The sequence below is a fragment of the Planococcus sp. CPCC 101016 genome (assembly GCF_007859295.1).
Taxonomy (GTDB): Bacteria; Bacillota; Bacilli; order Bacillales_A; family Planococcaceae; genus Planococcus.
In genome coordinates, this window is sequence record NZ_VOHB01000002.1 from 218,015 (window position 1) to 229,971 (window position 11,957).

Sequence of the window (11,957 nt, forward strand, 5' to 3'; positions counted from 1 at the left end):
GAGGAGAAACAGATGCCTAAAGAAATATTCATGCCGAAGCTGAGCAGTACGATGCAGGTCGGCACATTGCTTCAATGGTTCAAGGAAGAAGGAGACTCCGTCGAAGTGGGGGAACCGCTATTTGAAATCATGACCGATAAAATCAATATCGAAGTGGAATCCTATGAAGATGGAATTCTGCTGAAACGTTATTTTGAAGAAGACGACGAAGTTCCAATCAACCACGTGGTCGGCTATATTGGTGAAGCGGGAGAAGAAGTTCCCGAATCACCGCCTGGAGAATCAGGTGTCAGCAACAAGCCGGATTCACCAAAATCACCCGAATCATCTGAGCAGCAAACAGAAACTGCTCCACAAGAGCAGCCCTCTGAACAGCCGGAGAAAGTCCGGGCAACCCCGGCTGCCAGAAGAGTGGCCCGGGAACGGGAAGTCAGCCTCGCTGAAATCGAAGGCTCAGGTCCGAAAGGGCGGGTCCATCAAGCGGACGTTGAAAGCTTTACCACGACTGCCAGTGCCGCTGCCTCCAGTGCCAGCAGTGCTACGCCGCTTGCTCAAAAAGTAGCAAAAGCGGAAGGCGTGGAGCTGCAGGACATTGCCGGCAGCGGACCGCGAGGCAAGATTTATCGTGCAGATGTTGAAAAAGCCAAACAACCCGAAGCCGCTTCTCAAACGGTTCCTGCTAAACGTGTGAAAATGGCAGGAATGCGAAAAATCGTGGCGGATCGGATGCTCCACAGCAAGACGACTGCACCTCATGTCACGCTCAATAGTGAAATCGACATGGTGGAAGTGGTGGCAATGCGCAAGCGATTACTGGACCCTGTCGAAAAACAGACCGGTTACCGGATCAGCTACACGGAAATCATTATGAAAGCGACAGCACATGCTTTGAAGCGCCATCCGAATATCAACATTTCCCTTGAAGGCAATGAAATTGTCCAACACGATGCCGTCCATATCGGGTTGGCAGTCGCTCTTGAGGATGGATTGCTGGTGCCGGTCATCAAAGATGCAGACCGGAAAGGATTGGCTGAACTGACGGCAGACTGCAAGTCAGCCGGACAGAAAGCAAAAAGCGGAAAATTAAAGCCGGATGAAATGTCTGAGGGTACTTTCACGATCAGCAATCTTGGAATGTACGCAGTTGATACGTTCAACCCGGTCATCAATCAGCCAGAATCAGCCATTCTTGGAATCGGCCGAATCAATGAAAAACCGGTGGGTGTGGATGGGCAGATTGTGCTTCGTCCGATGATGGGAGTAAGCTTGTCGTTCGATCATCGCGTTATTGACGGTGCGCCGGCTGCAGCTTTTCTGACCGATTTAAAGGCCATTCTTGAAAATCCACTTGAATTATTAATGTAAGGGGTAGATCCTATTGAAAACATATGAAGTGGCGGTGGTTGGTGGCGGGCCGGCAGGATATGTAGCGGCCATCAGAGCTGCGCAGCTTGGCAGGTCGGTTGTGCTGGTGGAAGCGCGGGAACTGGGCGGAACATGCCTTAACCGCGGCTGCATTCCTTCCAAGACCCTGCTTCGGCACGCCGAAGTCATCGAAAATATTGAAAAAGCAAAAAGCTGGGGCATTGAAACGGGACCCGTAACGGTATCAATGTCCAAGATGATGGCTCGGAAAGATGAGGTTATCCAAAAACTACGTACCGGAATCGCTTATTTGATGAAACAAGGGAAAATCGATGTGCTGAACAGCTATGGGAAAGTACAGGCGGATGGAAGTATTACAATTGATGAAAATGGTGAGAAAAAAGTGGTGAAGGCCGATAAAGTCATTCTAGCCACCGGATCGCAGCCCGTCGTTCCTCCTATTCCAGGATTAGAAAAAGAGAATTTCCATACCAGCGATACTATTTTTGACATCAAAGAGATTCCCTCGTCACTGGTCATCGTTGGCGGTGGAATCATTGGCGTGGAATTTGCCTGTATATTTTCTGCGCTGGGTGTCCCAGTGACCATAGTGGAAATGAGCGACCGAATTGTGCCGAGTGAAGATCCACAGGCCGGAAAAGTCCTGGCAAAGTCGCTGAAAAAGAAAGGAATTTCTATTCTAACTTCAACGAAAGTGACGGCAGTAGAGCAAGGGGACAGCGGGCGCCTGGTTCAGATTGAACGCCAATCAGGGCAGACAGAAACCTTGAATACGGATTTGATTCTTCTCTCGGTCGGCAGATCCCCGAACACTTCGGCGTTTCAGTCCCTGAATTTGGAGATGAATGGGCCTTTCGTGAAAGTAGACGAACACATGGCTACCAGTTTGCCTAATGTCTACGCAGCCGGTGATTTGGTCGGCAACTGGCAGCTGGCACATGTTGCCAGTGCGGAAGGGCTGGTGGCTGCAGCAAATGCAGCTGGAGAAACTGAGACGATGGATTATCATGTAGTGCCGCGTTGCGTTTACACAAGTCCTGAAATTGCCAGTGTCGGGATGACTGAAGAACAAGCAGAGCAAAGTGGCATTGCTTACAAAGTGATAAAAGTGGATCATGCCAGCAACGGCAAGGCGCTGACCTTGGATGAAAAAGAAGGCTTCACTAAATTGATTGCGGATACCACCCATGGAGAAATTCTGGGTGTCTCCATGGTCGGCTTCCATGTGACGGAAATGATTGCAGAACCGTCTGCCTTTATGCGACTGGAAGGGACAGTCGACGAGTTGGCATCCATGATTCATGCCCACCCGACCGTGACAGAAACACTCTACGAAGCCGCTGCTACTTGGCTCGGAAAAGGAGTCCATCAATAGAAAAGCGGAAGCGCCTATCCAGAACCGACAGGCAAACGGACTTAAGACCCCGAGGTTCTAGGCGCTGGAGCTAGACAATCAGAAAAGCGGAAGCGTCCGTGTAGGTCTGACGGGCATAAGACAGACCGGCAAAGCGGCGCACTTTGCCGCACAGCCGGGTTGGCTTATGACCCGAAGAGCTGGGCGCTGGAGCTAGACAACATAGAAAAGCGGAAGCGTCCGTGTAGGTCTGACGGGCATAAGACAGACCGGCAAAGCGGCGCACTTTGCCGCACAGCCGGGTTGGCTTATGACCCGAAGAGCTGGGCGCTGGAGCTAGACAATACAAAAAAGCGGAAGCTAAAAAGCCGGTTGACCCGATGCATTATGCATCGGGTCAACCGGCTTTTATGTATGTAGCATGTACAGAAAAGCTGAATTTGTCATTTTTTGGTGCGAAGCAGCAAGTCTGCCGTAATATCATCGATAACCAGCACATCCAGATATCCGCCTTTCAGAGCAGCTCTGATGCCTTCCACTTTATGAGCGCCTTCGACGATGCCGATCACTTCCGGAATGCGTTTAAATTCCTCCAGATCAAGACCAATGACAAGGTCGTTCAAGGGGTGTTTGATCTGGTTGCCGTCAGCATCAAAAAAACGTGAGCCAATATCTCCTGCAGCTCCAGCCAGCTTCAGTGAATCCAAATCTTCGGGAGTCAGGTATTGCATATCAATCATGGTTGAGCCTTCGAACGGATTTCCTAAACCGACAACCGCCATTTCCACATTGCGTCCTTCTTTCAAAACCATTGCAATATCTTCTGATTGGACAAGGCGTTCCCTTAATTCCCGTGACTCCACCATGGCCGGTGCGTATAGATAAGAACAGTAAGAATTCATTTTTTGCGCCAGCTGATAAGCAAGCAAATTTGAGTGGATATCCACAAATTTTCTGCCCATCCCGCCAACCAATGGAACGATCTGTAAATCACGGTGCTGTTCATACGGATATTCCTGAACAAACTTGGATAAGGTGCGGCCCCAGGAAATTCCCAATGATTTGATGTCTTTGAGATTCTTTGAGACATAAGAAGAAGCCGCTTTTCCTAGGGAATGCTGGACCATATCCGTACTGAGATTGGACGCGGGCACCACCAGCGCCTCCTTCAGATGATATTCTTTCTCCAGCTGCTGCTCCAATTCTACTGTATGGGCATTTTCGTCTTTAATATAAATTTCCACTATGCCCATTTCCCGGGCTTTATTCAGTAATTTTGAAATTACGGGACGGGAAACGCCCATTCTATTGGCGATTTGTGCCTGGGTTTGGCCGTCGAAATAGTAGAGGTTAGCGACCTTTACGATCTGCCTGCGTTCTTCCCAATTCATCATCGTAGCACCTTCTCATCAGAGTCCGATTTGCGGCTGTAAGCTCTTTTGTAAACCGCTTTCATGTCTTTATTATACGGTTTTCATGGTTCTTTGTATACCGTTCAAAAGAGGGAAGAACCAACTTGGTAGAGCTCTAAATCCACAAAATGTCCATTTTTGTTTCAATTAATTTAAATAAAAGAATTTTCTGTCAACTTTAGTGTAAAATTAAGACGAGCGAGTCAATACATAGCTGGAGTTCTCAGTAGAGAAAATCTGGGCTCCAGACAAAGGGGAGGAATTTGCATATGCGTTTAGCGACAATCAGGCAGTCGAATCAGGAAGTAGCCGCATTGGTGCTGGGATCCGGTGTTGTGCCGATGGAGCGATTGAACGAGACATTCAATCAGAGGTGGGCAATAAATCTTCTGGAATTGATAGAGTCTGATCAGTTGAGTGCTTTGAATCATTGGTTTCAGGACGAATTCCAGCAAAAAATAAAAGAAGAATCTTTCAAGGAGCTCATCATCCCTTTTGATCAAGTCAGCTATGCGCCGCTTTACCGACAGCCGCGGAAGATTTGGGGAATCGGGTTGAATTATGTGGAGCATGCCGCCGATCTCCATGAAGTATCGCCTAATACCGAACCAGCGAGTTTCATGAAACCGGATACCACCATTATTGGAGCTGGCGACACCATTAAAGTGCCGGTGCAGTCGGAGCGCACTACAGCGGAATCGGAACTTGGCATCATCATCGGCAAGAAATGCAAGGATGTAACGGAAGAAGAGGCGCTGGATGTCGTAGCTGGCTATACCACAATTGTCGACATGACAGCGGAAGATATTCTGGAGAAAAATCCGCGGTATTTGACGCGTGCCAAAAGCTTCGACACGTTTTTCAGCTTCGGTCCGCACCTCGTTACACCAGATGAAGTAGAAGATGTTCTCGAGCTGAATGTATCGACCGTCATTAACGGGAGGGTCCACCGGAAAAATGCGGTATCGAATATGACTTTTCAGCCGCAGTTTTTGATTTCATTCCATTCCAAGGTGATGACGCTGCTGCCGGGTGATATCATTTCAACCGGAACACCGGGAGCCGTCGTCATTCGGCAAGGGGATGTGGTCGGCTGTTGGATTGATGGATTCGAGCAATTGGAAAATCCGGTGGAAGATCTGAAAGGGTCTGCTCAGTAAATTCCCATGAAATAATTAAAAGACCGCCGTTGTCCAATCGTAACTGGATAGAGGCGGTCTTTGCATGATCAAGAGGGGAATAGCCCTTAAAATGCATAGTGAAATAGCGCGTAATAGAGCGGGCCAAGCAACACCACCATAAAAACACCTGAAATGATGGTCATGGATGCCGTATCGGCTTCCGGTTCTTCCGCGGTAAAATAGGCTTTGATGAAAAAGAAAAATAGCAGATCCCACAGCACTACGGCTGCAAGAATTACTTGCCAGACAAAAGGCGTGAAGATTTGATGATGGGTGACAAACCCGAACAGTCCGACCCAGGCAATGACTGAGAAGGCTAGGTCAATCAGGAAGACAGGGCTTCTATAGGCACCGTGTATAAAAAATCCGATTGTGGATGTGGCAAGAAATGCTGCGTATACATACCAGAAAATTTGTATCATGAGATTATTCCTTCTTTCGTAGACATCTTACCCATTATAAGAGAAGGCGGCTGGAAATAAAATTTTTTCGCTTGAGAATTTTAGGACTGTAAAGGCAAGATTGAGGATGCATCTACTCATTTTCAGTTATAGAATGGAGAAAACAGTAAAAACGGGATAGCTGAAGATTGTGGGATACTGGGATATAATGAGGCAAAGGACGCGCGCGTGACCAATAAAGCAATTGGCCGCGGGTTAAGTGGAGGGGAATAACATGGTGGAGAAAGCACATTTTTCCTTTGAAGAGATGTGGGAGAAGGTTTTAAATTGTGACCGGAAATACGACGGTCTTTTTTACACGGCAGTTAAAACAACCAAAATCTACTGCCGGCCATCCTGCAGGTCCCGGAAACCGAAAAAAATCAATGTCGAATTCTACTCGACCATGACGGAAGCTGAAGCGAAAGGCTATCGGGCATGCAAAAGATGCCGCCCTGAAACGGAACATTCGCCTTATGAAGAACTGACACGAAATGTGGTTGCTTACTTGTCGGTCAACTACAAAGAAAGTATTAAATTGCAGGAAGTTGCTGATCATGTCGGCTTGAGCCCGACCTATCTCGAGCGCGTATTCAAGCAGGAAACTTCTGAAACACCGCGCTCCTGTCTGGAGAAAATCCGAATTGACAAGGCAGCCCACCTCTTAACATGCACCAGCCTGTCAAATCTGGAAATTTGTTTTGAAACAGGTTTTCAAAGCCCGTCCAATTTTTATAAAATTTTTCGCAAGCTGAAAAATCATTCGCCCAGTGAATTCCGGAAATCCAGCGAGGCTATTCTATTATGAAGAAAACAGCTAACGAATTTTACGTGGAGATCTTCACGCCTGCTGATTTTAATTTCACTGAATGCCTCGTCCATCTTGGCCGTTCTCCGCAAGAAAACCTGTTTCACCTTAAAGACGGCAGGGTAACGAAACTGCTAGAGCTTGAAGGCCAGCTCGTGCTGTTTCGCATCGTTCCTGCAAATGGTGCATTGCGTATCGAGTTTCCACTCGGCACTCCGTCTGTAAAGAGGCAGGAACTGGCTGCCGCTTACGTTAGAGAATGGTTTGACTTATCGACGGATTTGAGCGGGTTCTATGTCATGGCAGAAACGGATCCGGTTTTGAGTGAAGTAGTGCAGCGATATTACGGATTGCGGGTCATAGGCATTCCCGACTTGTTTGAAGCATTGGTATGGGCTGTCATGGGACAGCAAATCAACCTGACTTTTGCCTATACGCTGAAAAAAAGGTTTGTTGAACAGTATGGAGAACATGTAGTTTACGAGAGGGATCATTACTGGGCATTTCCGAGTCCTGAGATCATTGCCGAGTTGCCTGTCGCTGATTTAAGAGCATTGCAGTTAACGGGCAGGAAGGCGGAGTACATTATCGGGATTGCGTCGGCAATGGCAGAAGGCCATCTGCAAAAGGAACGCCTGCTTCAGGAACCGGACATGGAGCAGGCTTTACTGAAAATCAGAGGAATCGGCGCCTGGTCGGCTAATTACGTCATGATGAAATGCCTGCGCAGCCAGTCAGCTTTCCCGCTGGCGGATGTTGGCCTTCACAATGCATTGAAGGCTCAATTGAAGATCGATCGAAAACCAAGCCTTGCAGAAATTACAGAGCTTGCGAAAAATTGGGAAGGATGGCAGGCATATGCCACATTCTATCTATGGAGGTCCTTATTATGAATCAACTGCATCAAGCTGAATTCCAATCTCCAATCGGCATCGTGGAAATTATCGGAACAGAAGAGGCGATCATTTCCATCCTGTTCACCGAAAAAACGGAAGTCAGCAAGCCAGTCCATTCGGATAGCCCGCAGGTCATCATTGAGTGCCAGCGGCAGCTTGAAGAGTATTTCAAAGGAGAACGCATGGAATTTACGATTCCCTGCAAATCCACAGGCACTGAATTTCAACAGAAAGTATGGGCTGCGCTGACGGAAGTTCCATACGCAGAAACGGTTTCATATGGCTCGATCGCCAAAGCGATCGGCAGCGATAAGGCAGTAAGGGCTGTGGGAAACGCCAACAGCAAGAACAAATTGACCATCGTCGTGCCTTGTCACCGGATTATCGGATCGACCGGAAAACTGACCGGCTACGCAGGTACCTTGACCCGCAAAGAATGGCTGCTGCGGCATGAAAAAGAGTTCGGAAAAAACAGCATCCCCTTAAGCAATGAACGATAAAAACCAGCTGATTTTAATTAGCTGGTTTTTTTATGGCTTGAGATTTATTTTGTATAGGAATAAAACGGATGGCAACTTCCTTGCCATCCGTTTTAAGTCATATGCGTTTCCTCTTCGTGTAAGGATTAAACAGATTCTGTCTTTGCAACGTAAACTCTGCGCCATGAAATTTGAGCGACTGTCAGTATGATCAGAGCTGCGATTCCGATGAAGGCATAAACCATAAATCCGGAAGAGTATGTACCCGTCACTTGTTTCAATGTGCCTAGAATATTCGGTACAAAGAAACCGCCGACTCCACCCGCTGCCCCGACAACACCTGTCACCATGCCAATTTCCTTTTGAAATCGCTGGGGAACAAGTTGGAAGACGGCTCCATTTCCCATTCCGAGAGCCATCATGCAAAGGAAAAGCAAAATCGTCACAACCGCCAGTGAGGGCAAGGTGCTTACACCGAACATCGTTATAGCTACAGCTATAAATAAGAATCTCAGCAGTTTGGCTCCACCGATTTTATCAGCAATCAGTCCACCAACAGGACGGAACAAACTGCCGGCAATGACACAAATCGTTAAAAAGTCGCCGGCTCGCACACTTGAAAGCCCGTATTGATCGACAAAGAAAATACTCAAAAAGCTTGTCAGTCCAACAAAACCGCCAAACGTTACTGCATATAACAAGCAAAAATACCACGTATCTTTTTGTTTGAATACTTTAAAGTAGTTAATGATTGGCTGTGGCGCCGGCTGAGAAGGCGGGTTCTTGGCAATCAGTACATATACAATAAACACCAATACAAGCGGAATCAATGCTACACCCATAACACCATGCCAGCCGATATGCTCAGCAATCCGAGGTCCAAACAGTGTAGCGAGAACAGTTCCGCTGTTTCCGGCACCAGCGATGCCCATCGCCACACCCTGTAAATGAGGAGGATACCAGCGGCTGGCCATCGGCAACGCTACCGAAAAACTTGCGCCAGCCACACCAAGCAGAATTCCGATAAAGTAAAGTTCCGAAAGGTTGCTGCCAAACAAAAATCCCCATAACAATGGAATCATTGTAAGGATCATTCCGCCGATTGCCGTTTGGCGAGGTCCAATGCGATCCGTTAAGATGCCGAGGACAATTCTGAAAAATGAGCCGGCTAATATAGGGATTGCTACGATCATTCCTTTTTGTGAGGGGGATAGGCCAAAGTCTTCTGTGATATAAACTCCTAATGCGCCAAGCAATACCCAAATCATAAAGCTGATGTCGAAATACAGAAATGAAGCCAATAATGATGGTGCATGCCCACTTTTTCTTAAATCCATTAATTTCATCGTTCCACTCCTTTTTAATAATTCAGATTTTTGTTGATTGTGTAAGTCTATACGAAAAGAAAAAATATTTCTACCACTTATGTAAGGAAACCTAACGTATTTTTTAGAAAATTACATAAATTTGTTGACTGATGAGAAAAATGGCTATACTATGTTAGTTAACCTAACGTGTTGTCATGTGATTTGAAGTGGCATGCATGAATGAAAAGGAGTGTTCGAGATGAGAATCGTAAATTTCTTTTTAAACTTTGTGACAAATGGCGATGCATGCAAAGTGACTGCACAACAAATGAATGAGTCTTACACAGGAAACGAACTTTATTGGAACCCGACTTCAAAATCAGAATGAGCGGGAGGGAAGCTTTGATGGTAAACAAACGTAAATTAGTGGTCATAGGAAACGGCATGGCCGGTGTCCGTGCAGTAGAAGAAATATTGAAGATTGATTCTGAAGCTTTTGATATAACAATATTCGGCAAAGAGCCGCACCCAAACTACAATCGTATTTTGCTGTCTAAAGTTTTACAGGGAGATACGACTGTAGAAAGTGTTACCTTAAACAATTGGCAATGGTATAAGGACAATGGCATTATACTTTACACCGATGAACAGGTCGTTCAGCTCGTTGCAGAGGAGAAATACGTCGTGACAGCCAAGCGCCGGAAGGTATACTATGATGATTTGATCATTGCGACCGGTTCCATACCGTTCATGTTGCCCCTGCCCGGTGCAGAAAAAGAGGGCGTGACGGCTTTCCGAGATATATCAGACTGCGAAAAAATGATTGAATATTCCGCTAAATATAAAAAGGCGATTGTAATCGGCGGTGGATTGCTGGGGTTAGAAGCAGCCCGTGGCTTGTTGAACCTTGGCATGAAAGTGGATGTGGTTCATATCGCTGAACATTTAATGGAACGCCAGCTCGATTCATTGGCGGCCGAGATGCTTCGTAAAGAACTTGAAAACCAAGGAATGAATTTTTTATTGCAGGCCAGTTCAGTTGAAATCACCGGCGAAGAGCGGGTAGACGGCATTCGATTTGCGGACGGAAGCTGGAGAGAAGCCGATTTAGTGGTGATGGCTGTGGGGGTCCGTCCGAATACCGAGATTGCGGCGGATACGGAAATTGAAGTGAATCGTGCGATTGTAGTCGATGATTATATGAGAACAAATTTGCCGAATGTATATGCTGTTGGGGAATGCGTGGAGCATCGCGGTTCCGTTTACGGTTTGGTTGCGCCTTTGTATGAGCAAGGCAAGGTATTGGCTGCAGTGCTTTGTGGACAATCTCATGAAGGCTATCAAGGTTCTGTGTTATCAACGCAACTAAAAGTTTCCGGGGTTGATGTGTTTTCAGCGGGGGAGTTTACGGAAAGTGAAGAGACCGTCCTATTAAAATGGTATGACGGTGTCAAGAACACATATAGAAAAGTGGTTCTCCGAAATCAGGAAGTGGTAGGGGCAGTCATGTTTGGCGACACTTCGACAGGTTCAAACTTACTGAACATGATCCAGCAAAAAGCAGGCTACGAAGAAGTTGAAAAAGAGTTTGCGGCAACGGCAGTCGATGTAGACGGTCGAATAGCTGCAATGGCAGATCACGATTTGGTTTGCGCTTGTAATGGTGTCACAAAAGGAACTATTACCAATGCGATATGCGACGAAGAACTTGATAGTGTCGATGATGTTAAAGCGTGCACGAAAGCGTCAAGTTCATGCGGGGGGTGCCGTCCGTTGGTTGCAGATATTTTGGATTATGTTCAACGATGCGGGGTAGCCACTAAGATAAAGCAGCCGATGTGCACTTGTACTACGGCAGATCATAGTGAATTGATTGAAATGATCAAGGAGAGTGCAGAGGACACGCAAGAAGCAATTATGCTTCGTCTTGGTTGGTCGACAGTGGGTGGATGTGAAATTTGCCGTCCGGCAATTCGATATTACATGGGTGTACACAGTGCCAAGATCCCGGAAATAATAGAAGAAAAAACTGCGGATGGCACATATATGGTTTCGCCGAGGCTTCACGGAGGTCTAATAGGAACCGAGCAGCTCTTGAAAATAACAGAAATTGTTAAGAAATATAATATTCCGCTTGTTAAATTGGCAACTGGGCCGCGAATGGAGTTATACGGAATCCGGCAACAGGAAGTAGCTGCAGTGCGCACTGAATTGGCTCTTGAAGTCCATTCATATGGCTATGGGCTTCGGGCTGTCAGTACATGTTCGGGTAGCCGATACGGGAAAAATGCTATGCAAGATTCTCTCTTGCTGGGCTTCCAACTGGAAAAAGAATTGGAATCGTCTCGTTTTCCAACTGAAATCACTATCGGCATATCCGCAGGGGTTGATGATCAGGCAAAAGCTCGGAGAGAGGACATCAGCTTGATCGGCGCACCGGGGGGATGGGAACTTTACGGCGGCAGTGAGAGATTTTATACTGCTATGACAATGAGTGAGGCGCTGTCGATGACTGAAGCATTGTTATCTTTATATCAGCGAACGGCTTTCTATCTTGAAGAGCTGGCTGAGTGGGTAGTGCGCACCGGCATTCTTTCGATACGGGAAGAAATGATTAGTCAAAAAGCGGCGAGAAGGTCAGCGGACAAAAAGCGGGAAACAGAAGTTGCTTTGTCTCATGCCATGGGCTGAGGA

General features: G+C 46.9%; 11 protein-coding genes. 8 read left to right on the top strand and 3 right to left on the bottom strand.

Annotation, left to right across the window (positions count from 1 at the left end; all coding sequences use genetic code 11):
* Positions 1–12 precede the first annotated feature (12 nt).
* Together FQV26_RS01055 and lpdA are read left to right on the top strand one after the other, a co-directional pair.
* Entirely contained in the window at positions 13–1,365 is a 1,353-nt protein-coding gene (locus FQV26_RS01055) for a dihydrolipoamide acetyltransferase family protein (RefSeq protein ID WP_146555530.1), read from the top strand.
* A 13-nt stretch (positions 1,366–1,378) separates the two neighbouring features.
* The gene (gene lpdA / locus FQV26_RS01060; protein WP_146555531.1) at positions 1,379–2,761 is read left to right on the top strand and encodes a dihydrolipoyl dehydrogenase; all 1,383 of its coding nucleotides are present in this window, start codon (positions 1,379–1,381) and stop codon (positions 2,759–2,761) included.
* Positions 2,762–3,183: 422 nt separating this feature from the next.
* Here lpdA and FQV26_RS01065 read toward each other — a convergent pair whose 3' ends face one another.
* The gene (locus FQV26_RS01065) at positions 3,184–4,134 is read right to left on the bottom strand and encodes a sugar-binding transcriptional regulator (RefSeq protein WP_146555532.1); all 951 of its coding nucleotides are present in this window, start codon (positions 4,132–4,134) and stop codon (positions 3,184–3,186) included.
* A 287-nt stretch (positions 4,135–4,421) separates the two neighbouring features.
* Here FQV26_RS01065 and FQV26_RS01070 point away from each other — a divergent pair, with 287 nt between their 5' ends.
* Complete coding sequence (locus FQV26_RS01070; protein ID WP_146555533.1) at positions 4,422–5,312, top strand: fumarylacetoacetate hydrolase family protein; 891 nt, start codon at positions 4,422–4,424, stop codon at positions 5,310–5,312.
* A gap of 86 nt (positions 5,313–5,398) precedes the next feature.
* On the opposite strand, the gene FQV26_RS01075 is transcribed toward FQV26_RS01070, so the two are convergent.
* Positions 5,399–5,755 carry a hypothetical protein gene (locus tag FQV26_RS01075; protein WP_146555534.1) on the bottom strand — a complete coding sequence of 119 codons (357 nt, stop codon included), beginning with the start codon at positions 5,753–5,755 and terminating at the stop codon, positions 5,399–5,401.
* Positions 5,756–6,008: 253 nt separating this feature from the next.
* Between FQV26_RS01075 and FQV26_RS01080 the strand changes: the two genes are divergently transcribed.
* Genes FQV26_RS01080 through FQV26_RS01090 form a run of 3 tightly spaced genes read left to right on the top strand, consistent with a single transcriptional unit; the run spans position 6,009 to position 7,977 of the window.
* On the top strand, positions 6,009–6,581 hold the full coding sequence (locus FQV26_RS01080; protein WP_146555535.1) for a bifunctional transcriptional activator/DNA repair enzyme AdaA: 573 nt from the start codon (positions 6,009–6,011) through the stop codon (positions 6,579–6,581).
* Complete coding sequence (locus FQV26_RS01085) at positions 6,578–7,474, top strand: DNA-3-methyladenine glycosylase family protein (RefSeq protein WP_146555536.1); 897 nt, start codon at positions 6,578–6,580, stop codon at positions 7,472–7,474. The genes FQV26_RS01080 and FQV26_RS01085 overlap by 4 nt, the downstream gene beginning before the upstream one ends.
* A complete protein-coding gene (locus FQV26_RS01090; RefSeq protein WP_146555537.1) occupies positions 7,471–7,977 on the top strand; it encodes a methylated-DNA--[protein]-cysteine S-methyltransferase in 507 nt (168 codons plus the stop codon). The genes FQV26_RS01085 and FQV26_RS01090 overlap by 4 nt, the downstream gene beginning before the upstream one ends.
* 125 nt (positions 7,978–8,102) lie before the next feature.
* On the opposite strand, the gene FQV26_RS01095 is transcribed toward FQV26_RS01090, so the two are convergent.
* Positions 8,103–9,302, bottom strand: a complete 1,200-nt coding sequence (locus tag FQV26_RS01095; RefSeq protein ID WP_146555538.1) for a NarK family nitrate/nitrite MFS transporter — start codon at positions 9,300–9,302, stop codon at positions 8,103–8,105.
* Positions 9,303–9,522: 220 nt separating this feature from the next.
* Between FQV26_RS01095 and FQV26_RS18955 the strand changes: the two genes are divergently transcribed.
* Positions 9,523–9,651 (top strand): hypothetical protein, encoded by a 129-nt coding sequence (locus FQV26_RS18955; protein WP_261384236.1) that lies wholly within the window; start codon positions 9,523–9,525, stop codon positions 9,649–9,651.
* Between the two features lie 17 nt (positions 9,652–9,668).
* Positions 9,669–11,954, top strand: coding sequence for a nitrite reductase large subunit NirB (nirB, locus tag FQV26_RS01100; RefSeq protein ID WP_146555539.1), 2,286 nt, complete (start codon positions 9,669–9,671; stop codon positions 11,952–11,954).
* Positions 11,955–11,957: the final 3 nt, after the last annotated feature.

What these genes read in the sequence shown, in the direction of transcription:
- FQV26_RS01090 (WP_146555537.1), top strand. Translation starts at nt 7,471, where the DNA reads ATGAATCAACTGCATCAAGCTGAATTCCAATCTCCAATCGGCATCGTG.
- FQV26_RS01085 (WP_146555536.1), top strand. Translation starts at nt 6,578, where the DNA reads ATGAAGAAAACAGCTAACGAATTTTACGTGGAGATCTTCACGCCTGCT.
- FQV26_RS01080 (WP_146555535.1), top strand. Translation starts at nt 6,009, where the DNA reads ATGGTGGAGAAAGCACATTTTTCCTTTGAAGAGATGTGGGAGAAGGTT.
- FQV26_RS01065 (WP_146555532.1), bottom strand. Translation starts at nt 4,134, where the DNA reads ATGATGAATTGGGAAGAACGCAGGCAGATCGTAAAGGTCGCTAACCTC.
- nirB (WP_146555539.1), top strand. Translation starts at nt 9,669, where the DNA reads ATGGTAAACAAACGTAAATTAGTGGTCATAGGAAACGGCATGGCCGGT.
- FQV26_RS01055 (WP_146555530.1), top strand. Translation starts at nt 13, where the DNA reads ATGCCTAAAGAAATATTCATGCCGAAGCTGAGCAGTACGATGCAGGTC.
- FQV26_RS01075 (WP_146555534.1), bottom strand. Translation starts at nt 5,755, where the DNA reads ATGATACAAATTTTCTGGTATGTATACGCAGCATTTCTTGCCACATCC.
- FQV26_RS01095 (WP_146555538.1), bottom strand. Translation starts at nt 9,302, where the DNA reads ATGAAATTAATGGATTTAAGAAAAAGTGGGCATGCACCATCATTATTG.
- FQV26_RS18955 (WP_261384236.1), top strand. Translation starts at nt 9,523, where the DNA reads ATGAGAATCGTAAATTTCTTTTTAAACTTTGTGACAAATGGCGATGCA.
- FQV26_RS01070 (WP_146555533.1), top strand. Translation starts at nt 4,422, where the DNA reads ATGCGTTTAGCGACAATCAGGCAGTCGAATCAGGAAGTAGCCGCATTG.